Origin of the sequence: Paucibacter hankyongi, assembly GCF_037482915.1 — a bacterium.
GTDB lineage: Bacteria > Pseudomonadota > Gammaproteobacteria > Burkholderiales > Burkholderiaceae_C > Paucibacter_A > Paucibacter_A hankyongi.
The window spans coordinates 1-22,676 of the sequence record NZ_JBBHJX010000017.1; the positions used below are offsets into that span (position 1 = coordinate 1).

General features: G+C 63.7%; 17 protein-coding genes. 7 read left to right on the plus strand and 10 right to left on the minus strand.

Annotated elements, in window-relative coordinates; all coding sequences use genetic code 11:
* Positions 1-904: 904 nt before the first annotated feature.
* The 5 genes from WG899_RS18980 to WG899_RS19000 all read right to left on the minus strand — a co-directional run bounded on the left by WG899_RS18980 (position 905) and on the right by WG899_RS19000 (position 8,253).
* Positions 905-2,005, minus strand: coding sequence for an MORN repeat-containing protein (locus WG899_RS18980; RefSeq protein WP_339597228.1), 1,101 nt, complete (start codon positions 2,003-2,005; stop codon positions 905-907).
* A gap of 132 nt (positions 2,006-2,137) precedes the next feature.
* A complete protein-coding gene (locus tag WG899_RS18985) occupies positions 2,138-4,192 on the minus strand; it encodes a TonB C-terminal domain-containing protein (RefSeq protein WP_339597229.1) in 2,055 nt (684 codons plus the stop codon).
* Positions 4,193-4,374: 182 nt separating this feature from the next.
* Complete coding sequence (locus tag WG899_RS18990) at positions 4,375-5,625, minus strand: class I SAM-dependent methyltransferase (protein WP_339597230.1); 1,251 nt, start codon at positions 5,623-5,625, stop codon at positions 4,375-4,377.
* Between the two features lie 53 nt (positions 5,626-5,678).
* A complete protein-coding gene (locus tag WG899_RS18995; protein ID WP_339597231.1) occupies positions 5,679-7,268 on the minus strand; it encodes a magnesium transporter CorA family protein in 1,590 nt (529 codons plus the stop codon).
* Positions 7,269-7,473: 205 nt separating this feature from the next.
* Positions 7,474-8,253 (minus strand): GntR family transcriptional regulator, encoded by a 780-nt coding sequence (locus WG899_RS19000; RefSeq protein ID WP_339597232.1) that lies wholly within the window; start codon positions 8,251-8,253, stop codon positions 7,474-7,476.
* Between the two features lie 202 nt (positions 8,254-8,455).
* Here WG899_RS19000 and WG899_RS19005 point away from each other — a divergent pair, with 202 nt between their 5' ends.
* On the plus strand, positions 8,456-9,283 hold the full coding sequence (locus WG899_RS19005; RefSeq protein WP_339597233.1) for a hypothetical protein: 828 nt from the start codon (positions 8,456-8,458) through the stop codon (positions 9,281-9,283).
* Between the two features lie 3 nt (positions 9,284-9,286).
* Here WG899_RS19005 and WG899_RS19010 read toward each other — a convergent pair whose 3' ends face one another.
* The 4 genes from WG899_RS19010 to WG899_RS19025 all read right to left on the minus strand — a co-directional run bounded on the left by WG899_RS19010 (position 9,287) and on the right by WG899_RS19025 (position 15,461).
* Positions 9,287-10,411, minus strand: coding sequence for a lactonase family protein (locus WG899_RS19010; RefSeq protein ID WP_339597234.1), 1,125 nt, complete (start codon positions 10,409-10,411; stop codon positions 9,287-9,289).
* A gap of 77 nt (positions 10,412-10,488) precedes the next feature.
* A complete protein-coding gene (locus tag WG899_RS19015) occupies positions 10,489-11,730 on the minus strand; it encodes a DUF5009 domain-containing protein (protein WP_339597235.1) in 1,242 nt (413 codons plus the stop codon).
* Between the two features lie 212 nt (positions 11,731-11,942).
* A complete protein-coding gene (locus WG899_RS19020) occupies positions 11,943-14,594 on the minus strand; it encodes a TonB-dependent receptor (RefSeq protein WP_339597236.1) in 2,652 nt (883 codons plus the stop codon).
* 75 nt (positions 14,595-14,669) lie between these two features.
* The gene (locus WG899_RS19025) at positions 14,670-15,461 is read right to left on the minus strand and encodes a chitinase (RefSeq protein WP_339597237.1); all 792 of its coding nucleotides are present in this window, start codon (positions 15,459-15,461) and stop codon (positions 14,670-14,672) included.
* 183 nt (positions 15,462-15,644) lie between these two features.
* Here WG899_RS19025 and WG899_RS19030 point away from each other — a divergent pair, with 183 nt between their 5' ends.
* Positions 15,645-16,313, plus strand: coding sequence for a response regulator transcription factor (locus WG899_RS19030; RefSeq protein ID WP_339597238.1), 669 nt, complete (start codon positions 15,645-15,647; stop codon positions 16,311-16,313).
* A complete protein-coding gene (locus WG899_RS19035) occupies positions 16,313-17,758 on the plus strand; it encodes a sensor histidine kinase (protein ID WP_339597239.1) in 1,446 nt (481 codons plus the stop codon). Before WG899_RS19030 ends, WG899_RS19035 begins: the two co-directional genes overlap by 1 nt.
* A gap of 8 nt (positions 17,759-17,766) precedes the next feature.
* Here the strand turns inward: WG899_RS19035 and WG899_RS19040 are convergent, their stop codons facing one another.
* The gene (locus tag WG899_RS19040) at positions 17,767-18,705 is read right to left on the minus strand and encodes a LysR family transcriptional regulator (RefSeq protein ID WP_339597240.1); all 939 of its coding nucleotides are present in this window, start codon (positions 18,703-18,705) and stop codon (positions 17,767-17,769) included.
* Positions 18,706-18,779: 74 nt separating this feature from the next.
* On the opposite strand from WG899_RS19040, the gene WG899_RS19045 reads away from it, so the two are divergent.
* The 4 genes from WG899_RS19045 to WG899_RS19060 all read left to right on the plus strand — a co-directional run bounded on the left by WG899_RS19045 (position 18,780) and on the right by WG899_RS19060 (position 22,672).
* A complete protein-coding gene (locus tag WG899_RS19045; protein ID WP_339597241.1) occupies positions 18,780-19,073 on the plus strand; it encodes a DUF1127 domain-containing protein in 294 nt (97 codons plus the stop codon).
* A 100-nt stretch (positions 19,074-19,173) separates the two neighbouring features.
* Positions 19,174-20,712 (plus strand): AMP nucleosidase, encoded by a 1,539-nt coding sequence (locus WG899_RS19050; RefSeq protein ID WP_339597242.1) that lies wholly within the window; start codon positions 19,174-19,176, stop codon positions 20,710-20,712.
* 11 nt (positions 20,713-20,723) lie between these two features.
* Positions 20,724-21,926, plus strand: coding sequence for a GGDEF domain-containing protein (locus tag WG899_RS19055; RefSeq protein ID WP_339597243.1), 1,203 nt, complete (start codon positions 20,724-20,726; stop codon positions 21,924-21,926).
* A gap of 98 nt (positions 21,927-22,024) precedes the next feature.
* The gene (locus WG899_RS19060; protein ID WP_339597244.1) at positions 22,025-22,672 is read left to right on the plus strand and encodes a GNAT family N-acetyltransferase; all 648 of its coding nucleotides are present in this window, start codon (positions 22,025-22,027) and stop codon (positions 22,670-22,672) included.
* Positions 22,673-22,676 lie beyond the last annotated feature (4 nt).

The following is a 22,676-nucleotide window of genomic DNA, read 5'->3' on the forward strand; positions in this document are numbered from 1 at the left end:
TCGCGAACGTCGGATTTCTCCCCTCGTGCCAAGAGCCTGATTCGCTTTGACTCGGCCCGCCGACGGGCGATTTGTGCTTGGCCGAGAGCGCAGCGGAGCGGGTCAGGCGCGCGCAGCGCGCATCAACTTCTGACTTGGCAGCCCCTGTTTGAGCGCAGTGAGCTTGAGCGAACGAAGCGAGTTGGCTGCCGCTGACCCGCGCAGTGAGCACCGAGGGAAGTCGGCTCGCCAGAGCCGACCCGGGCACCATGAGCACGGCGGCGGGCCGAGTCAAAGCGCATGTCAGAACTTCAGGGGAAAGACCGCTCCGGGCACATTGCCGCAGTTCAATTTCAACACCGCATCCCTTGCCACAAAGCGACCTTCGCAACACGCGATAGGGCAGTCGCAAACAAGTGGCGCGCGTCGGAGACCTTTCGGCGACCTACGATAGCGCTCAGAAAAGGCGGCGAAAACCGGCCAACAATCAGGCGCGATTTGCCCCCGGTTCTTGGGGAATTTGGCCGCCGCGCCGGTGCGAAGATGTGCAACATGAACTCACGCCGCAAGACGCCACCCCGCTGCACTGCCACCCAAACGCCGCATTTCCGAATGCCTGTTTTGAGTCAGGGGCCCGGCGCCTGAGGCGAGTTCCGCTCGCGGCCTCACGCCAGCCAGCTTCTTCCCCCATTTTTTACAGCGCCCAGGCTGCCTGCCCTCACCGGCAAGCTCCGCCCTGCGCTGCCAGCGCAAGCCCTCAACGTCCACGCTGCAGCCCCACAAGTCAGCCCAGATCATTCCTGCATCGAGCTGGCCATGTCCTCAGGGCAGCGTCTCGCGCTTTTGACCGACCCCGACCGAATCACTTCGGCCGGGGTCTTTTTTTGGGGAACTTGCGAATGGTGAAGGCGCTAGCCTCCAATGCTCACTCAAACTTGAACTGAAACTCTTGCTCAATGACGTGGTCACCCGGGCACTCGTAGCCCTCATGCAAAACACGGGTGATGGCGTCGGTGAGGCTTGCGTTCACGTGCTCATTCTTGGGATCGACCAAAGTTTGGAGCTTGATCGACACGACCCGCCCTCCACGAATGGTGGCCTGGGCCAGATACCTCGCTTGGCCCGTCCAGTTGAGCAGCGGTATCGCGGGCCGGCTCATCTTGGTGCAAAACATCGAGGCATTGCCGGGCCTGACGTAGACGGCCGTCGACGGGAATGCAAAACTGAATTCGCTCAATAGCGCTACCGCCAGCGGAGGATTTTTGACTTCACCTGCGGCTGTCGTGATGACGCCTTGCCCGGTTGGCAGGCCATCGAGGAATTCGCCCGTATAGCGATTGCCCTCCGGCGACAGCGCCACCCCCTTGCCCTGTGCCCTGCCTGCGACGAAGTCACCCCGATACACCCCGCCCCTGGTAAACCGAAGCTCGCCCTGGCCCGCAGGACGGCTGGCCGAAAACTGACCCTGATATACGTCGCCTTGCGCCCACCGGTATTGGCCTTCGCCGTCCATATAACCGGCGCGATAGCCGCCCTCGTAGCTGTCGCCATTGCCAAAGCGGGCCTTGCCTGCGCCTGAAGGCTTGCCGCCGACGAAGTCACCCTCATAGATGAATCCATTGCCGCCGCGGAGCACGGCATGGCCTTGCCGCAGTCCGTCCTTGAAGTCGCCCTCGTAAACACCGCCGCCGGGCAGGCGCAGAATGCCCTGCCCTTCGGCGCGACCCGCCTTCACCGGACCGACAAAGCTCACGATCGGCTTGCCGCCGACAGACCATTGACGCTGCCCCGTGCCGTCGGCAAGACCGTTGACACAGGCCCCGCTCCACTCCAAAGAAAAAGACGGGCCCGCCTCGGCATCAAAGTGTCGGCAGCCCTTGCTGTCGCTGAACCATGGCGGGCCGCCGGCGATTGCGTCTTGCGCCCAAGCCGGCGTCGGGCTCAGTTGCAGGGCCATGATGAACAAGGCCGCCCGGGGCAAGGCACGAGCGGCCGTTGCGCCCGCTGCAAAGAATCTTCCGCTCATGGAGTCCATCCCTCTATACCAATCTTGTTGTTTGGGCTGGCATGATCGGCGGTTCAAAGGCTTCTGACCAACCCCCCTTCGGGTGAGGCCTCTTGCAGGTGCCCCGAGGGTCAGGTCTTGACGCCGAAGCCCTCAATACAAGCGGATGGCGGTGTCAAAGCCCCAGCTGCGGCGGATCTCGATGACGTCGAATTCACGCGCTAGGGCTGGGGAGAACGGCGGATACGGCGCCTGGCTTTGGATGATGCGGCGGATGGCTTCATCGATCTCGGGCACGCCGCTGGACAACACAAAGGTGACCGACTCGACCGAGCCATCGCTGCGCACGGCCACCGTCACCAGCGGCGTGCGGTGAGGCTTTTGGGCGACTTCGCGGACCATGTCAAAGGTCTGGTTCAGCTGGAGCTTGCGACTCCAGAGTTCGGCGTACTGGATCAGCTCGGCGTTCGGATCGGTGCGACCGAACAAACGCCCTCGGCGCAGGCTGCTGGCCGAAGGCAGCGGCGGCGGCGGCGTGGCCGATGAGGCCAGGGGCCGCGTCGATGGCTGTTGAGCGGCTGCAGCATCCCGGCGGGCCGCTTCTTCGTCCAACTGCCGCCCCATGGCTCGGCGGGCTGCTTCGCGCCGGGCATCTTGTTCGGCGCGAGCGGCCGCCTCTTGCGCACGCGCGGCATCTTGCTTGGCCTTTTCTTGCCGAGCCGCGTCCTGACGGGCCGCTTCTTGACGGGCGGCCTCCTGCCGGATGGCGTCCTGGCGCGCGGCTTCCTGTCTTGCTGCTTCTTGCTTCACAGCCTCTTGGCGAACGGCTTCCTGCCTTGCGGCCTCTTGTCTTGCGGCCTCTTGTCTTGCCGCTTCTTGCCGAGCCAGCTCTTGCCTCTCGGCGGCTTGCCTCGCAGCCTCTTGTTGCGCGGCTGCTTGGCGCGCCGCGGCCACCCGCGCAGCTTCCAACCTAGCCGCTTCCACCTTAGCAGCCTCCAAGCGAGCCGCCTCAGCGCGCACAGCGTCCAGGCGAGCGGCCTCGGCACGCGCAGCCTCCAAACGTGTGGCCTCTTGCTTGGCTGCAGCCAGACGGGCGGCTTCTTGTCGCTCGGCTTGCTGGCGGGCGGCCTCGGCGCGTTCGATTTCTTGCTTGGCGGCCGCTTGGCGGGCCAATTCCTGTCGCTCGGCCTGTACGCGGACGGCATCCTGACGCGCCGCTTCCAAGCGCGCGGCCTCCTGCTTATCCGCCGCCTGGCGTTCCAATTCCTGGCGCAGCGCCGCCTGCTTCACCGCATCCTGACGCAAGGCCTCTTGTCGGGCAGCTTCCAGACGAGCGGCCTCCAAACGGGCCGCCTCCAAACGCGCAGTTTCTATACGAGCCGCTTCCTGTCGAGCGGCCGCCAGTCGAGCTGCCTCTTGGCGCGCCAACTCCAGCTTCTCAGCCGTTTCGCGCTGGGCCTGCTGGCGCAGTTGCTCTCGACGCTCGGCCTCTGCGCGCTCTTGCTTGAGCTGCAATTCGGCGCGCTCGGCTTGTTCCCGCGCCAGCTTTTGAGCTTCCTCTTGCGCTCGCTCCTGCGCTTCCTTTTCAGCCTTCAAGGCCTGCGCATAGGCGGCGCTGAGGTCTGGCATCGAAGCGCTCGGGCTGCTGGCGGTGGCTGCCAGTGCAGCGGCTGAGGTGATGGGCGGGCTGGGCACCCGCCAGAGATTCAGGTCCGGTTGCTCCAAGGCCAGCAAGGCCGGCGCAGTGGGCGCCACAGCGGCCTCAGGCGGCGGGTCAGGCAAGGGGTCGCGGAGTGCCGCAGCCGGAGGCAAGCCCAACACAGTGTCTGTCTTGCCGGGCACCACCGGCGCAGAAACCGCTCGGGGCAATGCCTTGGAAACAATCAGTTGGACGATTTGCAACTCACCCGCTGCGCTCGCGGGCGATTCGGCGGGCGCCGCAGACTCAGGCTCCGTTGGCGAAGGGGGGGCAGTCTCCTCCTGCACCTTCGGAGCCGCCGGCTGCAGCCGCACTTGGATGTCGTCGGCCGCCAAGCGGCGCTTCTGCCAGGGCAAATCCAGGCCCGGCAGACCCATGCCCTGGCCGCCAAAGCTCAGGCTCAAGAGCAAAGCATGGGCGAGCAAGGACACCAGCAGCGACGTGCTGACCCGCCGTGTTTGCCCCTGCAGCCCGGCTTCGAGCCGCACCTCAACGCCCGCCTGCCTCATCAGAACCGGTGTCCTAGCAATGGCAGCAGTCGCAACAGCGCTTGAGGCGCAGATCCATTCATCACTTCGCTCGCATGAAGAAAGGGCCGTAATTTGGGCTTTGAGTTTGTCCCGCGCAAAGTGCGCAGGCCAGCAGACGATAGCGCCGCATTGTGCCTTGCTGGGCCAAAGAGCTCAGGCGCTCAGGCCGCCAACAAAGCTTGCAGTGCCTGCTCCCGAATGCCGTAGAAGCGCTTGATCTCATCGATCTGCGCCAGCAGCTCGGCACGGCGCGCCGCCGACACCGGCTGGCTGCGCTTGACGGCCAGAATCATCTTGTTCTTGCTGGTGTGCTCCAGCGCCACGAACTCGAAGACCTGGGTGTCATAGCCCTCGGCCTCCAGCAAGAGCGCGCGCAGGCCGTCGGTCACCATCTCGGCCTCTTGGCCCAGGTGAATGCCGTGTTGCAGCAGCGGGCGCAAGAGCGTCGGCGTTTGCATCTGCGGGCGCAACTGCTTGTGGCAGCAAGGCGAGCACATGATGACCTTGGCGCCAGCGCGCAGGCCGAAGTGGATCGCATAGTCGGTGGCGATGTCGCAGGCATGCAGCGCAATCATGACATCCAGCCTCAGTGGGGTGTAGGTCCGCACATCACCCTGGTCAAAGCGCAGCCCGCTCATCTGGTGCTTGGCCGCAGCCGCCCCGCAGAGCTTGACCATATCGTCACGCAACTCCACGCCGGTGACCTGGGCATCCTTGCCTTGGCTGCGCAACCAGTCATGCATCGCAAAGGTCAAATAGCCCTTGCCGGAGCCGAAGTCGGCCACATGCACATCGGGGCTGTCGACCAGGCCCGAACTCTTCATCGCCGCGGCAAAGATCTCGATGAACTTGTTGATCTGCTTCCACTTGCGCGACATGGCCGGCACCAGCTGCGCCTTTTCTTCACCGGCCGCGCGCACCAGATGAGTCACGCCCAGGTCGAGCCAGAAGGGGCGCGTCAACTCCAGATAACGCAGCTTTTCCTTGTCATGCCCGGCATCGGCCGCCACCGGCACGGCCGCCGGCGCCATCTTGCCCATGCGCAGGCTGGGCCGGCCCTTGCGGCTGAACACCAACTGCACCTCATCACCCTGCGCCGTTTGCAGATGGGCGCTGTGGAACTGCGTACCCAACAAATCGGCCAGCATCGCCAAGGCCTCGGGGATGGCATGGTTCTTGGTGATGTCGCGGGTTTGATAGCGCCACAGAAAACTCAGATGCCGCTCGCCGCGCAGACTCACTTCGCGCAGCGTCAGCCGCTCCAGCTGCACCTCAGCCCCGACGTATTTGCTCAGCAGCAATCGGCTGAAGCTGCCATTGGCCAGTGCCGTTTCCAGCAAGCGCATGAAACGGACGCTGGCATCGGCCTTGGCCACCGGCGGAGCGGCATCGGGAATCAGATCGGTGAACATGGAGAAGGCCGGAGTTTGGGTGAGCAATCGCTGATTTTCTCATCCCAGCTCTATCACCCCGGCCCACTGCGCCAGACGGCAGCAAAAGCACGCCATTTGTCCCAAGCAGACAGGCGCTCATCGGACAAGGCATCGAGAAAGTCGGACAGCCGCTTGGACTTGACCATGGTGTAGATCGTCAATCCGGATGTCACCACGAACACCGCCAAGAAATACAGCAGCCGCTGGCCCAGAGGTGCGTCGGCCTCGGCCAATAGATTCATCCCCAAGAAGCCGGTAGTGATGGTGCCCACCAGGCCAAAGATGGTGACCACCGTCAGGCGAACCACCGTGTTGGCCTGGCGGCGGATGCTGTCGGTCTCCAGGTAATTGCTCATGTCGCTGATGCGCTCCTTCACCTCGGCGTACAAGCCGTCCAGCTCAAGGTGCTTGGCACACATACGAAACAGAGCGCGCGACTGCGCCTGCTCGGCCACCTCATGGAACCAGTAGCGGTGCGAGAAGCGCAAAAAGCCTTCGAAGCTGGACCGGATCGCACGCTTGAAGCGGCGCACGTTTTCGGCATCCTGAATATTCAGCCGGCGCAGCGCCTCGACCAGACGGTCCGAGAACATCAGCAGCGCCGCCTTCTGAAAATGCGCGATCAAAAAGATCAGGAAGTGCTGATGCCGGAACTGCGCCAGCACGCCGCGGTCGCGGCAGCTGAAGTAAGACGCATCGGCGCGCCCCACCACCACCAGCGAGTGGCCGCTGCACAGATAACGCGTATTCGGAGCGGGTCCGATATCGCTCCAAAAACGGTCGTAGCAAAACTTGGTTTCAAAGTCATGCAGGTGCTGCTCGCCAAAAGGCAGGCCACCGCTGTCCGACAAGCCGGCCGGCGCCGTCACCAGGCCCAAGCGCACAAAGTCGCTGCGCGACAAGGCTCTCGGCTCCTCCAAGGCCAGGTAGGCCATCACCGGCATGCGGTAGTACTCGATCTGCCGGTAGCGCAGCGGCCCCAGCTCATCGGAATAGTCCACCACCAAGGGTCGCAGCACAAAAGCCCAATGCTCGGCAATACGCGGCGCGCGGTGCTCATGCACATGGGCGATGTAGCGCTCGCGCTCCAACGAGTCCGACGCGGCGAGCACCCTGCCCTGGTCATCCAGCCACTCGGCGCTGGCCAGGCTGTGCAGCGGCAGGCCGGCCGCGTCCCAGCCCGAGGGGTAGGCGCGGCCGAGTCGGTACAGCAGGTCTTGGGCTTGGTGCAGGCTCAGGTCATTGGCGCTGACTTCGACGTTGAGCAGCACCACATCGATGTCGAAGAAGAAATACAGATCGACGTGCATGACGTCCAAGACGAGCGGCACATCACCGGCCCGGCAGCAGACCCGCAACTGCTTCAAATCATGGCGCCGGAACACCTTCATACCCGACTCGCCACTGCCGTCCCCGGCCGCCCCCGAGCGCCGACCGTCGCCATACAAAAAGCGCTGCACAAAGGGCAGGAAGGTGACGAACTCCTGGTAGTGCCGCTCGTGAAAGCGGGCCGCGTCGCCCGTGTACTCGTCAACCAACTCGGCCCAGGGGCTGGCGGCACCCGGCGGCGGCAGCAACTCCCAAGGGCGCCGCGGCGCACCCGGCGCATTCCCCACAGGCATCAACCTGAGCGGCCACAACAAGGACTGGTGCAGGCGGCGAACCTGAGTACCGGCGGCCTCAGGCTGCGCTTGAGGCTGAGGCTGAGGCTGGGGCTGGGGCTCGGGCTGAGAGCTGGGCATAGGCATCCACCGGTGACTCGCGATGCCCCCATCATGCCCGCTGACCCGGCCAGGTCAAGCCTTCTTGCGCGCCCAGAGCGAAGGACTATGGACGAATCGGCGTTTCCAAGCTCAGGCAGGCCTCGGCCCCCTTGCAATCGCTGTGCAGCAGCGCCAAGACCTGGCCCTCGGGCGAGGACTGAAGATGGCTGAGGCGCAACACCGCCTCGCCCGAACGCAAGCCCAGGTAATGGACTTGCTGGGCGTTGGCGGCCAAGGCCTCTATGCGAAACAGCCGGGGCGGCAGCGCCTCGGCTTGCGCGACCTCGACACTTGCCCGCGCCAAAGCGTCATTGCGTGGATCCGCGGGCTGGATGCGGCTCCGCAACTCCGGCGCACCCGTGGACGAGCACGCCATGCTCAGACCTTCCCAGACTTCGTGCCCTGCAGCGAGGCCAAAGAGCCGGCGCTCCTGCGCCTCGGCCGGGCGCCGCCGGCGGCCGAGCTGCTGAATGCTTGGGGCCAGCGGCAAAACAGGGGCAGGCGCAGTCCTCAAGGGCAAAGCCGGTAGGGATTGCTGCGGCGCCATGGCAAAGGTGCCGGCCCCTTGCACCCGCACCAGCAGCCCCCGTTCGCACAGCAAGTCCATGGCTTTGCGGGCCGTTTCACGCGAAACCGCCAGCAGATCGGCCAGATCTCGCTCCGACGGCAATGCGTACTTCGCGGGCCAATGGCCCTGGCGCAAGCCGTCCCGCAACTGCTGGGCCAGATGCATGTACAGCGGCTGGCGGACGCGCCGCCAAGCGGGGTCGGTGCCTCGCACCGAGTTCTTCGATCGAGTCTTCAACCCAGAGTCAGGGCCGGCTTGTTGAGCAATTGAGTCCATGATTTGAGAGTCCCTGGGGGCGCGCAAGGGGGTGTGTCACCCCGACCCGCCTGCTTGGCGCAGGCTTCGGCGTTTGGGACGCCGCCACTATCACCGCTCATGCCTCAGCGTTTGCGCAAGATTGGCTTAAGCCTCGCTCAAGACCAGGCGCCAGCAAATAGCGCTTGGCGGCAGTTGCGTGCCATGCGAATATGACCGGATGATGACATTCAGCGTAGCCACCTGGTGGTCCTTGCTGTGCGCAGTGGCCGTGTTCAATATCAGCGCCTGGATGATTTCATCCGCGGCTTTGTATCGGCGCCAGGAGCACCTGCCGGCCGACGCCTTTGCGCTGCGACGATGGCAGTTGCTGCTCTCCGCAGGCTATGTGTTTGGCTGCGCCTTCCGCTCGGCGCTGCCGGTGTTTGATGTGCCCCGCATCGTGCTGATGGACAGCTGGCTGTCCAGCGTGGTGGTGGGCCGCTCGGTGGCAACCATTGCCGAACTCTGCTTTGTGACCCAGTGGGCGCTGATGCTGCGCGAAATCTCTCACACGACCGGCAGCAAGGTCGGCCGCAGCGCTGCCTTGATGATCGTGCCGATGATCGCCGTGGCCGAAACCTTCTCTTGGTACTCGGTGCTGACCACGTCCAATATCGGCCATGTGGTGGAAGAGTCGCTGTGGGGCTTGAGCGCCGCCTTGCTGGTTGCCAGCTTGATCGCCATCTGGCCGCGACTCAGCCCAAGGCAAAGGCCGCTATTGGCCGCCTGGTGCGCTTGCGGCGTGGTCTATGTGCTCTTCATGTTCATGGTCGATGTGCCCATGTACTGGAGCCGCTGGCTGGCCGATGAGGCGGTCGGGCGCAACTACCTGAGCCTGCAGCAAGGCTTGATGGACGTCTCGGGCCGCTGGACCGTGTCACACCGTCTGCAAGACTGGCAAAGCGAAATGACCTGGATGACGGCCTACTTCAGCGTCGCCGTCTGGCTCAGCATTGCGCTGATGCATGCACCGGTGCCGATCCCATGCCAACAACGCGCCGCCGCATAAGCGTCAAGCCGCGAAGCAAATGGCGACTGGGCTGCCCACCGCCACAAACTGGCCGGTGAAGCTCAGCCCGCCATCGCCGCCCAGGGCAAAGATGGCGATCTGATCGCTGCGTTGGTTGCAGACATAGAGAAAGCGTCCGCTGGGGTCAAAGGCACAGCTGCGCGGGTAAGAGCCGTGTGTCCATTGATGGGCTTGCAGGCGCGGGCGGCCGTCGGCGGCGATCTCGAAGATGGCGATCGAATCGAAAAGCCGATTCAAACAATACAGGTGCCGCCCATCCGGGCCAAAGCGCAATTCAGAAGCGAAGCTGGTGCCGACAAATCCGGGCGGCAAGCTGCTGAGTTCTCCGAGCGGCGTCAGCCGCCCCGTCGCGGCATCAAAGCCATACCAGGCCAAGGTCGATGCTTCTTCATTCAAGACATAGCAAAGCTCGGGGCGCTGCGGGTGGAAGACGAGGTGGCGCGGGCCGGCACCCGGCGATGCGGCGGTACGCAGCGGCGTCTGCAAGCGCCCCGTGACGGCATCAAAAGGCCAGACGAATATCAGATCCAGACCCAGGTCGGTGCTGAGCAGAAAGCGGCCGCTGGGGTCCAAGGCCGCCATATGCACATGCGAGCCATCATGGTCGCTGACCGCAAAGCTACCCGGTGGCGCGAGGGCCGCGGGCTGTGGGCCGAGCGGCAGGTCGCCAAACTGCGCGGCGGTTTGTACATCCCGTGCCTCACCCAGTTGGCCGTTTTGATCCACGCCGAAGACGGCCACAGAGGCGGCGCCGTAGTTGGCAACGAACAGGTGCTTCTCATCGGCATCCAGGCTCAGGTACACGGGGCGGCCGCCGCCGCTGCTCACCACGCTCAAGCGCTGCAAGTGCCCGGAAACCGGATCACGCACATAGCTGCCGATCGAGCCCTGGCCGGCCTCACCAAGTTCATGCTCATGCGCCACATAAAGACGGCGTTGATCCGCACTGAGGGTCAGCCAGCTGGGGTTGGGGTCCGCCGCCACCAGGCCAAGCGATGTCAGGCCGCCGCCAGCCTCTTGCACGAAGCGATACAGGCCCTGGCCATTCGGCGCATAGCTGCCGACATAGGCGTGGATTTGAGCGGTAGGGGGCGTTGGTGTGTTCATGGCTGTGTCAAAAGGGCATGCCGTCGGCGGTCAAACAGGCCGGCGGCATTCTTTCATCATTCAATCAAGGCTTGTCTTCAGATGCTCAGGCGCAGGCCTCGGGCGGCCAAATGTTTGACCAGCAAGGCCACGGCCAGTGAATAGACCGCGCCGAACAAAATACCCGCTCCGCCGCTGCGCAAAAACAAGGGCCACTCCCAGCCCGCCAGATGCATCAGCCCGTTGAGGACAAAGGGGATCAGATAGGCCAGCAGCGGGTTGGCGGCCACCGGCGCCAGCAGCGCGGGCCAAAGCTTGCGCCCCATCACATCGATCCATAGATAGAGCGCGGCGAAGATCAACACGCTGGCGGCCGCGCTGTAGAGCGCCCAGCTCGGCGTGGCGTAGATCTTGGAGATCTTGTACTCGGGCCGCAGCAAGGTCGCCACCAGCGCCAGCAAGAGCGCAAGGCCCAGCGCCCAAGCAAAGCGAGCCGAACGCGCCGCAGGAGAGCGGCCCTTGTCCTCTTTGAAAAATATCATCGCAGTCATGACGCCGCACAGGACGATAGACGCGTGAACCACATGCCCATCCTGGCTGAACAGCAGGCTCAGGCCCGGGCTGGCAGCCACGCTGGGCAGTCGCGAGGCGACGAAGTAGGCCGTGCACAAGGCCACGCCCCCCAGCAAGCCAGCCAAGCTACCGCGCACGGCCTGATAGCCCGCAGTGGCGATCAGATAGGCCCAGCCGATCAGTCCCAAAATGCCCCACCACTGCGGCGTCATGCCGCCTTGGCCAGTCTCGCCGCCACGGTAGAAGCCGGCCAGCAGCGCAAAGAGCAGCAAGCCAGCCAGGCGCCAGGGCTTTGCAAAGTTGTTGCCGCCCGACACAGACCCCCACAACAGAAAGGCCGCGACATAGCAGAGCAGGCCCCACAGGTCGATCGGCAGCGCCATCGAGGGGGCATGAAAGCCGCCTTCGGCATTGACCATGAAAAAGCCGATCAAAACCAAGCCGGCGGCGCGCAGCAACACATGGCCCTGCACCTGCAGCCAGCTGTCGCCTGCCTTGAAGCGCTGCTGCAAGGCAAAGGGAATCGACATGCCGACGATGAAGAGAAAGGACGGGAATACCGCGTCCACAAACGTCATTGCGTCCGCGGTGGCCGGCATATGGCTCATCCACTGCGGCAGGCCAATGACGCCATGCCACTGGTTGACCATCACCATCACCAGCACGGTCAGGGCACGCATCGCATCGATGGACAAGATGCGCCCGCCCCGCAGCGACGGCAGTTGCCGGCCGAGAGGATTCAACCCAGTTTCAGTGCTGCTCGCCAAATCACACTCCTGCTAAACGGGACTCGTGTCGAGCCCCGCCAAAAATTCAACACGCCGTGCGCCCCTTGGCAGTGACACAGGCACTCACTCATATCAGGCGACCCGAACTCCGTAACACCAAGTTCAAGCGCCCTGTTGACGACAAGGAAAAAACGGGCGCCCACCGGCCGAAACCTAGGGCGCCCGAACGGAGGTCTCAAAAAAGCTGAGGATCAGTAGTTCACTGTGGCACGCAGACCCACCATGCGCGGCGGGTTGTAGCTGTTGAAGGTGTAGCCACCGGCGTTGCCTTGGCCCATCCAATTCTTCACCACGTTATTGCTCAGATTGGTGCCCCAGAGTTCGACATCCCATTTGTCATTGGCGCCGGCCAGCTTCACAGAAGCGTTCCAGTTGGTGTAGGCGTCTTGGTAGTCGCCGATATGCGGGTTGTCGAGGTTGCGCACCGAGAAGTACATGCGGCTTTGATAGCGCATGCCCACCGATGGCGACAAGCGCATGCCGCCGCCAATTTCGAAGTCATGGCCATAGTTCAGCGCGAACGAATACTTGGGGGCGTTCGGCAGTTGATTGCCGGTCACATCGCGGATGGCGCGGCCGCGCTTGGCCGGGTCGTCGCCCAGGTACAGCGGCGCGCAAGGCTCGGCCTTGAACTCTTCCCGATAGCCGCAGATCCAGTTGTCGTCATAAGTGGGATAGGACTTGACCTTGGAGTCCAGCACCGACAGATAGCCCGACAAATTACCGCCCGCCCAAGGCTTGGACTTGAACTCCAGCTCCAGACCTTGGATCAAGGCGTTGCCGATGTTCTCGGTCTTCCAGGCCGTCACCACATCGCAAGCCGGGTTCCAGTCGGGGCAGGTCTCACCGACACGCAGCTTGCGCTGGCCGACCGCGTTCATGCCAGTGGCGTGCATATCTTTGTAGTCGGTGTGGAAGTAGACCGCGCTGACCTCCAGCTTGTTGCCGAAATGCCGGCCCTTGTAGCCCAGTTCGATATTGCTGGTCAGCTCGGGCTTGTATTCGAGGAAGCTGTACTTTTGCGTGCTGCCATCGGTGCAAGTGCCGCCACCGCAGATGTCGAACTTGTCGCCAAAGCCGCCGGGCCGGTAGCCGGTGGCCCAGGAGCCGAACACCATTTGCGTGGGCGAGAGGTCGTACTGCAGGCCCAAGCGGTAGGTGGTCTTTTGCCAGTTAGCGCTGTGCGAGTTGACCACCGGCGAGGGGTAGACGCCGACGCCAGCGAAGGGGCCCATGTCCTTGGTCAAGTCGGTGCCGTTGTGCGGCGTGCCGGTGCCCGGGGCGACGGGGGTGAACTTGCCGTTGTAGTACCAAGGCGTACTGGCATCCCAGAGGCCGGCGCTGACGCCACCGTTGTCGGTTCGGCTGTCGCGGCTGTAGCGGATGCCGGCGGTGGCGGTCAGCTTGTCGGCCAAGGCGATATCGGCCTGAGCGAAGATGGCTTTGGAGTCCACCTGGCGGTCGCCCTGGTTGTAAAACTGCCCTTGCGGCATGGCGTAGGGCGCGGCGATCAGATTGTCTTGGGCGAAGTCAATCGCGTTCTTTTCGCCCAGGGCGAAGAGGCCGGCCACATAGCGCCAGTTGCTGAAGCTCTGCTTGATTTGCAGCTCATTGACCAAGGACTTGTAAGTGGAGCTGAGCGTGTAGCTGGCCCAGTCGATCGCGTGCTGGTTGCCCCAGTTGCCCCACTCTTCCATCTTGCCCACATCGTCGGCCAACCAGTTCTGGCCGCCGTCATCATCATGCTGCTGGTAGCGTTTTTGCACCGCGTAGGCCACCTTGTAGCCCAGCTCAGTGGTGTCGCTGAGCTTCCAGGTGAAGCTGTTGCGAAAGGTGTCGATCGACATATCGATCTTGCCCGGCACATTGATCTTGGCGTACCACTGGCCCTCGGGGCCGCAGGCAAAGCGGGTGCCGGCGGCCATCTTGCAGTCCTTCAGGCCCACATCGCCGGCGCCATCGTTTTTGTAATGCTCAAACGCGCCGGTCCACTCCAGATCCTTGGTCGCGGCCCAGCGCGCGGTCAGACGGCCGCCCCATTGATTCGAGTTGCTGTAGTACTCGGACGGATTGAGCTTACGGTTCAGGCGCTGGTCCACATCGGGCTTGCCATCGGGCGAGAAAGTGCCGTCGGGCTTTTTGATGCCACGATCGGTCAGGTCTTGATCCTGCTTGATATAGCCGTCACGTTTATCCACCATCACCGCGGCACGCAGGGCGAAGTTGTCACCCAGGGCGAGGTTGTAGACGCTGCGCACCTGCTTGGCGTTGTAGTTACCCAGCTGCAGCGAGGTCCAGCCGTAGTTGTCTTTGAAGTCGGGCTTGGCCGTCAGGATGTTGATGACGCCAGCCGTGGAATTGCGGCCAAACAGCGTCCCTTGCGCGCCGCGCAAGACTTCCAGCTGATCCAGGTCGAACATCAGCGCCAGCGAACCCTGGGGACGCGGCGAGTACATGCCGTCGATGTGGATGCCGACCGCTGGGTCACCGATCTCGGTGAAGTTGGTCGAGGTCACGCCGCGAATCGAAACCTGCACGCCCGAGTCGCCGTTCGACAAACCGAACTGCACGTTAGGGATGCTGCCGCTCAGGTCCAGCAACTCCTTGACGTTGTCGCGCACGAGGTCGTCGCCCTTCAAGGCCGACACCGCCACCGGCGTCTTCAACAAGGTGGTGTTGACGCGCGTGGCGGTCACCGTCACGGTGGGCAGCTCGCTCTTGTCAACGGGCTTGTCCGATGCCGCGGCCGCCTGCTGCGCCCAAGCCGGCAGGCTCAGGCCGAGGGTCGCGCAAACGGCCAGTCGAACCGCCGTGGGCAAAAACTTCCTTGAATCTTTCCTCATATCGTTTGTCTCTCTTTTTTGTGGAAATCGATGGTGGGGGAACACAAAGCTTGGGTCGAAAAGGACTCGCGCCGTTCAGCAGGCCAGCTTTTCTCCTGGGGTCACGCCGAAGAGCTGAACGGCTCGGCGGTAAAACATGGCGCGGCGAGCAATCTGCTCGGCCGCATGCACATTGCTGGCGGGCTGGTCACATTCCAGTGCGCCGTTGATGGAACGAATGGTGCCGCCCAGGCCATGGCCCTCAACCAAGGCCTGATGGGCGGGCATGGTGTTGGGGCCGTTCTGGCTCATCCAGTACCAAATGGCGGTTTGCCAAGCCACTTTGGGGTCGCGCGCCACCAGGTCTGGGTTGGCCCACAGGTCCAAGCCAATCGCCTGACCGGCAGCCAGGTATTGATAGTTCCAAGACAGCTGAATCGGCCCGCGCCCGTAGTACTGCTGGCCCGGCGCGCATTGCTGGCCGTTCTGGGTGCTGCAGTACTTGTCGTAATTAGCCTGGTTGTACTCGCGCACCGCCTTCAACTCATCAGACTCATGCGCGATATTGGCCAGGAAGGCGGCCATCTCCTGGCGCCTCAGCGTCGCATCACCACTGGCCGCGAAGGCAGGAAAGGCGGACACCGCCCGCACAAAGCCCTCGTAGGTATAAAAGGGCAAGCGATCCGGAAACAAGACATCAAACTGGGCCGGGCTGGGCAGGAACTGGGAACGCTCGGTTTGGCGCTTCTCGGCCGCCTGCTCTTTGCCCTGGATCTGCGCCTCGGCGCGGGCGCTGCTGACCAGCAAACCCGCTTGCAAGCCGCCCAGCAAGCCAGACACCAGCAGCACCGCTCGGATCATCGGACTGGAAATCAAGCCTGCCTTCATCGGATGCGCTTTCTGCCTTGAAGTACGTCCAGCAAGCTTCGCTTGGGCTCACTGGTACGGAATTGGACTGCAGCAACTATCGCCGCAGAAAGCTCAGTGCGACATCAGCGTTCTCTTAAGATTGCATTAATGCAACGCCGTCTGGCCCATGGCCTTCAGGCTCGCTTGGTAGAGTCGGCTCCCATGAGAATTTGCCTCGTCGAAGATGACCTTGAGCTCGGGCACAGCCTGCAGGCGCTGCTGCAAGACGGCGGCCACGAGGTGGTTTGGGTTCGGCGCATCACCGAAGCGCGCTTTTGGCTGGATCAAAAAGGCTTCGACGCCTTGGTGTTGGACCTGGGGCTGCCGGACGGCAATGGCTTGGATTTACTGCGGCTCGCCCGTCAAGCCAATAAGCAACTGCCGATTTTGGTGATCACAGCCCGAAGTGGTATTGAAGATCGTCTGCACGGTTTGGACAGCGGCGCCGATGACTATTTGGTCAAGCCTTTTGCCGGCCCTGAGTTGTTGGCGCGGCTGCGTGCCGTGGCGCGACGCTCGGGGCTGATGGGCCTGGGCGCCGAGGCCGACTCGCAGGATTGGCAGGTCAAGGACCTGAAACTGGACGAGCGCCGCATGACGGTGAGCCGCAATGGCGCGGCCATCAATCTGTCCAAGACCGAGTTCGCGATTCTGTTGGCGCTGCTGAAACTGCCCGACCGGGTCGTCACCCGACGCGAACTGGAAGCGCGCGCGCTGCCGAATGCCGACAGCCACGCGCTGGATGTGCATATGTTCAATCTGCGCAAGAAGATCGGCGACGGTTATGTGCGCACCGTGCGGGGCGTAGGCTTCGTCCTTGAGCGCGCCTGATGTCGCCAGATCCTTCGCTGCAGGCGGACCGCGCCACCCACCCTGCGCCGGCCACGCCGGCGGCCAATGCCTCGCTGTTTGGTCGCACCTTTGGTACTTTTTTCCTGGTGGCCGCCACGATCTGGTGTGTGCTGATGGTGCGCGAATTCCGCGAGGTCAGCGTCGTCAACACCCGCAATGGGCAGGCCGCCAACAAGATGTGGGCCGAACAGGCCAAGCAGCAAGCGATGCTGTGGGGTGATCGCTGGGAACAAGAACCGGAGTTGCTGCAGCGCGGCTTGGCCGAGCAAGAACATCTGCGCGAACAAGAGTGGATGGAGATTGGCTACGAGCCGCCCATCATCGCCCTGCAGGTCTGGCAAGGTGGCCGACTGCTCTACCGCCAAGGCCCGCCGGAGTTGGACCAACGCTTGACGCCGGATGAACAACGCTTCCAGAGCGATGCCAACTGGCTCTATGTCGAGGCCAGAGCTGCCGAACGCGACATCGTCGTGCGGCGCTGGCAAGAGGTGCCGGGCGATTGGCACTTCAGCGCGCAAGGCCTGAGCTACTACGCGCGGCCGCTGTTCTACAGCCTGCCGGTGATGCTGATCGTGGCCTGGCTCTTGTTGCGGGCCGGGTTTGCGCCACTGCGCCGGATTGGCCAGCAGATTTCGCAACGCTCGGCCAAGGACTTGGCGCAACTGCCACCCAGCCCTTTCAAGGAATTGGCTCCGGTGGTCGACGCGGTCAATGGCTTGATGGCCCGCCTGCAGGAACGGCTTGAGCGCGAACGCGAATTCCTGCTTGACGCAGCGCATGAGATGAAGACCCCGCTGGCGGTGATTCAGTTGAATGCCGAGTCCTTGCAAGACGCGGCACCGCGACCGAACGAGGCCGAACGGCGCCGCGAGGCCGTGCTGCGCATGAACGAGGGCGTGCGCCGCGCCACCCACACGGTGCACCAACTCTTGGCCTTGGCCCGCTCGGGCGCCGACCATGAGGCCATTGACCTGCAGCGCCATGACTTGGTGGCCCTGGTGCGCGACCGCATTGTGCTGAGCAGCCAGTTGGCCTTGCAACGCAGTATCGAGGTGGAGCTTGACGCGCCGGAATACTGCGAGCTCTTGATGAACCGCGAAAGCATCGGCGCGCTGGTCGACAACCTGGTCGACAACGCAGTGAAGTACTCACCCGGCGGCAGCCTGGTGAGGGTGAGCGTGAGCCCCAAGGAGGGCAGCGTTGAACTCTCTGTGCTGGATCAAGGCCCGGGCATTCCCGCCGCCTTTCGGCAAAAAGTGTTTGAACGCTTTTTCCGCCTGCCCGACCAAAGCCAATCCGGCAGTGGCCTGGGCTTGGCCATCGTTGAACGCGCCGCCGCTCAGCATGGCGCGCAAGTGCGTTTGAGCGAGGGGCCTGATGGCCGGGGTTTGAATGTGAGCGTGAGCTTTCCGCGCGCCGTCTGAGATTTACGTTAGCGGGCGGCCTCCGGCCTGTGGGCCACGGACCTGAGTGCCGCCAAAACCTGCAAAGCCCCGGGTGGCAGCACTTCGGGCCGGGCATGCACCAACACCGACTCGCGCGTCATAGGCGGCCTGAGCGGACGCAGTTGCATGCGCTCATGCAAGGCCAAGACATGCGGCGTGCTCTCACTCTCTTGCGGCATGATGGTCGCGCCATAGCCGGCCGCCACCATGCTCTTCATCGCCTCGGTGTAATTGAGTTCAATGCCAGTCACTGGGCTGAAGCCGGCTTGGGCAAACCAAGCCATGGTGTGGCGGTACATCTGCGTGCCGCTCTCGTTCATGATCAAGCATTTATCGGCCAGCCAATCAGGCGTGACCACCTCCGGCGCCTCCCAATGCGAAGGCAGATAGGCCAGCACCGGATCGCTGCGCCAGGCTTCCCGGTGCAGGTCGCCATATTCGGCCGGCAGGGGCAGGGTCACCACGCCAAGGTCCTGCCGCCCTTCGCGCAAGGCCTCTAGGGTGTGGTGCGTGCCCAGCACCGACACCTCTACCTCAATGTCCGGGTGGGTTTGCTTCAGGCGCTGCAAGACCTGCGGCAAGAGATAAACCAAGACCCCAGTCTGAGCCGCCAGCCGCACCTTGCCCGCCAGTCCCTGCGCATGCCGACCGACCAACTCGGTGGCCGCCTGCGCATCGCGCAGCAAAGCCCGACCCCGCCCCACCAAGGCCTGCCCCGCCGACGTCAGTTCCACCCCGCGTTTGCCTCGCAGCAGCAACTGAGCCCCCAGTCGTGACTCCAGTTCGCTGATGTGCAAGCTGACCGTTGGCGGCGCCAGATGAAGCGCCTGCGCTGCGGCGGCAAACGTGCCCAGATCGGCAATCGCCACCAGGGTGCGCACTTGGTCCAGATTCAATGCTCGCATCAGTTTTTCTGAATTTTGCATTCAGATGATTCAACTTTTCAAATCATACGCCTGAGCAGAAGATGCAGCCATCGCCAGCCCACCCGGAGAACACCATGCTGCAAAGCCAAGGCACCACCGCAAGATCTTGTGCAACATTTAGCCCATCATTCGTCGCAGCTCTCGCCCAGACTCCGGCCACTGCATCGCGCTCAAGCCTGCTCCCCGGCGCCCTGCGCCAGCGGTTTGAGCGTCTGCTGCGCGAGCTCGAGCAAGTTCGCCACGAGCGACGCATGCGGGCAGAACTGCGCGCCATGAACGCGCGTGATTTGAGCGACCTCGGTATCGGACAAGGCGAAGTGGACGAGCTGCTTGCACAAGCCGGCACAAACCACAAGGCAGGGCGTTGAGACCACGTGGAGGCCAGGCGAGCGAGCAGCAGGCAAACCCGCAGCGGCCTTCGCCGCGCTAGCGCCACAATGGGCCATCGCCCAAAGTGCCTGATGCCCCATGAGCTTTCACAGCCCGCCCTTTTTTGCACCGATCCAAACCCAAGACGCCGCGGCCGCTCTGGCCCAGGCCCAACAGATCTACAGCGCCAGCATCAACCATTTGCGCGACGCTTTGCAGCGCTTTGTCGGCGGCGAAGACTTCCCCGCCAAGGTGCGCGCCTGCTACCCCTTTGTGCGCTTGCGCACCAGCACCGGTCTGCGCGCTGAGGCTGGCCCAGACCCTCGCCTGGCCTACGGCTTTGTGGCCGATGCCGGCGTCTATGAAACCACGCTGACCCGCCCCGACCTGTTTGCGGCCTATGACCTGCGGCAATTCGAGTTGCTGCTGGCCAACCATGGGGCCGAGGGTGCGGGGCTGGAGATTGGCACCAGCAATCAGGCCATCCCGCTGCATTTCGCACTCGGTGAGCAAGAACATATCGAAGGCAATCTGAGCCCGGAGCGGCGCCGCTTGTTGCGCGAAGTCTTTGACATGCCCGATCTGGCCGCCATGGACGACGGCATTGCCAACGGCACGCAAGACCTGGCCCCCGGCGCTGCACAGCCCTTGTCCTTGTTCACCGCACCACGGGTGGACTACTCGCTGCACCGCCTGCGCCACTACACCGGCACCCGCGCCGAGGTGTTTCAGAACTTCGTGCTGTTCACCAACTACCAGTTCTACATCGACGAGTTCGTGCGCATGGGGCGCGAGCTGATGAGCACGGCCCCCGACCCGGCCAAGCCCAGCGAGTTGGACGACTGCATTGCCTTTGTCGAGCCCGGCAATCTGCTGACCCGGCGCGTTGGCTGCGCCGCCGAAGCCGGCGATGCGCTCGGCGCCCTACCGCCCCGGCTGCCGCAAATGCCTGCCTATCATTTGGTGAGGCGCGACCGCAGCGGCATCACCATGATCAATATCGGCGTCGGCCCCGCCAACGCCAAGACCATGAGCGACCACATCGCCGTGCTGCGCCCACATGCCTGGCTGATGCTGGGCCACTGCGCCGGCCTGCGCAACAGCCAACAACTGGGCGACTATGTGCTGGCGCATGCCTATGTGCGCGAGGATCATGTGCTGGACGAAGACCTGCCGCTGTGGGTGCCGATTCCGCCCTTGGCCGAGATTCAACTGGCGCTGGAGCAAGCCGTCGCCGATGTCACGCAACTGAGCGGTTATGAATTGAAGCGCATTTTGCGCACCGGCACCGTGGCCTCTACCGACAACCGCAACTGGGAGCTGCTGCCGAATGACCGCCACGGCGGCCCCGAGCGCCGCTTCAGCCAGAGTCGGGCCATCGCGCTGGACATGGAAAGCGCCACCATTGCCGCCAATGGCTTTCGCTTCCGCGTGCCCTATGGCACCTTGCTGTGCGTCAGCGACAAACCGCTGCATGGCGAGATCAAGCTGCCCGGCATGGCCGACCAGTTCTACCGCGCTCGCGTCGACCAGCATCTGCGCATCGGCCTGCGTACCGTGGAGTTGCTGCGCAACGGTTCGATGAGCCAATTGCACAGCCGCAAGCTGCGAAGCTTTGCCGAGGTGGCTTTCCAATAGAGAATCCAGCCATGCACTTCGACAACCCCACCTTGTTCAATCTGCTGCTGGTGCAGGCCCTCTCCTCGAGCCTGCTCTTGCTGCTGCTGATGGGCTTGCGCGCCAGCCCGGCCGCGCGCTGGGCCCAGGCCTTCATGGGCTTGCAGGCCGTGGCCTGGTTGGCACTGGCAGCGGTTGAGCAGGGCTCGGCGCGGGTCTGGCAGACCTTGGCCATGGCGGCCTTCAGCGCCAGCTTGAGCGCCTTGTGGTGGAGCTTGCGACTGTGGCTGAAGCCGCAGCCCGGCCGCGCCCTGGCCTTGCTGGCCCCGCTGCTGATGCCTTTGGTCTATGGCCTGCAGTTTGACGACGCCAGTTTCCGCGTCGCCTGGGCGCAGTTCTGGTTGGCCCTGCAACTGGCCCTGTTGATGGTGGCCCTGATTTGGCCGGCGAAACAAGAGGCCGCACCGCGCGCACTGTCGGATGCACTGCCCAACACCGTGCCCGGCGTGGACAACCGGCACTGGCGCATGATGCTCTTGCTGGCATGCGCACCCGCCTTGGTGGTCTGCGTGCTGCGCGGCATTTTGGGCGCATATGGCAAGGCCTTGCCGAGCCTGCTGTCAGCCGATGCCATCAACACCACGCTGGGTCTTGCTTCACATTGGGGCCTGAGCCTGGCGCTCTTGGCCCTGGTCTTGGCGTGGCGCGCCGAGACCGAGTCGGAACTGGCCCGGCTGGCTCAAACCGACGGTCTGACCGGCCTGCCCGACAGCCGCGCCTTCGCCGCACGTTCGGTCGACATGCTGTCCATGGCCCGTCGTCATCAGGAACCTCTGGCCATGTTGATCCTGGACATTGACGGACTGAAGGCCATCAATACCGAACATGGCACCCAGGCCGGTGACCGCGCCATGGCGCTGTTCGCCAGTTCCATCCAGGCGCAGATGCGCCTGGGTGATTTGGCCGGACGCATCAGCCGCGACCAATTCGGCTTGCTGATGTCTCGCTGCGAAGCCGAGGGCCCGCAGGCCATGGACAAACGTATGCGGCAGGCGCTGGCCGAACGTGCCCCGACGGAGTTGGGCTTCGCGCTGAACTTCAGTGCCGGCTGGGCCAAGCTGCGCTTTGGCGACCGCAATATCGATGACCTGATGCTGCGCGCCGAGACCGCGCTGTACGAAGCCAAGCGCGCCGGCCACGGGCGACTACAAGCGGAGCCCGGCCTGGAAGGCTAAGACAAGCCAGCCTCGCCAAAGCTGGCACAGGCTTTGCAAGTGGAGAGCTAGCGCCGTTCATGAGACGGCGTACTTTCTCTTCAGCAAAGGCCATCCCCATGTCGCTTCACTACGTCAGCTCTTCCGTTTCAGCGGCGGTCCCGGCCCGCCTCCAAGCCGGTCACTTGGCACTTGGCAATATGGCCGTCAGCAGCGCGGCCCGGGCACCGCACGGCTACTGCCAACTGCGCAAGCTCGCATCCCATGAGCTGCAATGGTTGCCCGAGCTGTGCGAATTGCTGACCGACAGCGTCCACCGTGGCGCCAGTCTGGGCTTTTTGGCACCGCTATCGCGCTACGCGGCGCTGGAATATTGGCACGGCGTGTTTGCCCGCCTAGGCCCGCGCCACAAGCTTTGGGTGGCATGCTCGGGCGAAGGGCCGGATGCGCGCCTGCTGGGCGCCGTGCAGCTGTCACTGTGCCCGCTGGCCAACGCGCACCATCGTGGCGAAGTCCAACACCTGATGGTGCACAGCCAGGCACGCGGCCAAGGTTTGGCCAGCCGATTGATGACGCGCTTGGAGTGCACAGCCTTGGCGCATGGCCGCTCATTGCTGGTGCTGGAGACTCAAAGTGGCTCACAAGCCGAAGCCGTGTATGCGCACCTGGGCTGGCAGCGCGTCGGTGAAATCCCAGATTACGGCGCCTGCGCAGAGGGGCAACTGCAGGGCGCGGCGCTCTATTACAAACGCCTGCAACAACCCTGATCGC

Coding starts and splice junctions, on each gene's coding strand:
- WG899_RS18980 (WP_339597228.1), bottom strand. CDS start 2,005: ATGAGCGGAAGATTCTTTGCAGCGGGCGCAACGGCCGCTCGTGCCTTG.
- WG899_RS18985 (WP_339597229.1), bottom strand. CDS start 4,192: ATGAGGCAGGCGGGCGTTGAGGTGCGGCTCGAAGCCGGGCTGCAGGGG.
- WG899_RS18990 (WP_339597230.1), bottom strand. CDS start 5,625: ATGTTCACCGATCTGATTCCCGATGCCGCTCCGCCGGTGGCCAAGGCC.
- WG899_RS18995 (WP_339597231.1), bottom strand. CDS start 7,268: ATGCCTGTGGGGAATGCGCCGGGTGCGCCGCGGCGCCCTTGGGAGTTG.
- WG899_RS19000 (WP_339597232.1), bottom strand. CDS start 8,253: ATGGACTCAATTGCTCAACAAGCCGGCCCTGACTCTGGGTTGAAGACT.
- WG899_RS19005 (WP_339597233.1), top strand. CDS start 8,456: ATGACATTCAGCGTAGCCACCTGGTGGTCCTTGCTGTGCGCAGTGGCC.
- WG899_RS19010 (WP_339597234.1), bottom strand. CDS start 10,411: ATGAACACACCAACGCCCCCTACCGCTCAAATCCACGCCTATGTCGGC.
- WG899_RS19020 (WP_339597236.1), bottom strand. CDS start 14,594: ATGAGGAAAGATTCAAGGAAGTTTTTGCCCACGGCGGTTCGACTGGCC.
- WG899_RS19025 (WP_339597237.1), bottom strand. CDS start 15,461: ATGAAGGCAGGCTTGATTTCCAGTCCGATGATCCGAGCGGTGCTGCTG.
- WG899_RS19030 (WP_339597238.1), top strand. CDS start 15,645: ATGAGAATTTGCCTCGTCGAAGATGACCTTGAGCTCGGGCACAGCCTG.
- WG899_RS19035 (WP_339597239.1), top strand. CDS start 16,313: ATGTCGCCAGATCCTTCGCTGCAGGCGGACCGCGCCACCCACCCTGCG.
- WG899_RS19040 (WP_339597240.1), bottom strand. CDS start 18,705: ATGCAAAATTCAGAAAAACTGATGCGAGCATTGAATCTGGACCAAGTG.
- WG899_RS19045 (WP_339597241.1), top strand. CDS start 18,780: ATGCTGCAAAGCCAAGGCACCACCGCAAGATCTTGTGCAACATTTAGC.
- WG899_RS19050 (WP_339597242.1), top strand. CDS start 19,174: ATGAGCTTTCACAGCCCGCCCTTTTTTGCACCGATCCAAACCCAAGAC.
- WG899_RS19055 (WP_339597243.1), top strand. CDS start 20,724: ATGCACTTCGACAACCCCACCTTGTTCAATCTGCTGCTGGTGCAGGCC.
- WG899_RS19060 (WP_339597244.1), top strand. CDS start 22,025: ATGTCGCTTCACTACGTCAGCTCTTCCGTTTCAGCGGCGGTCCCGGCC.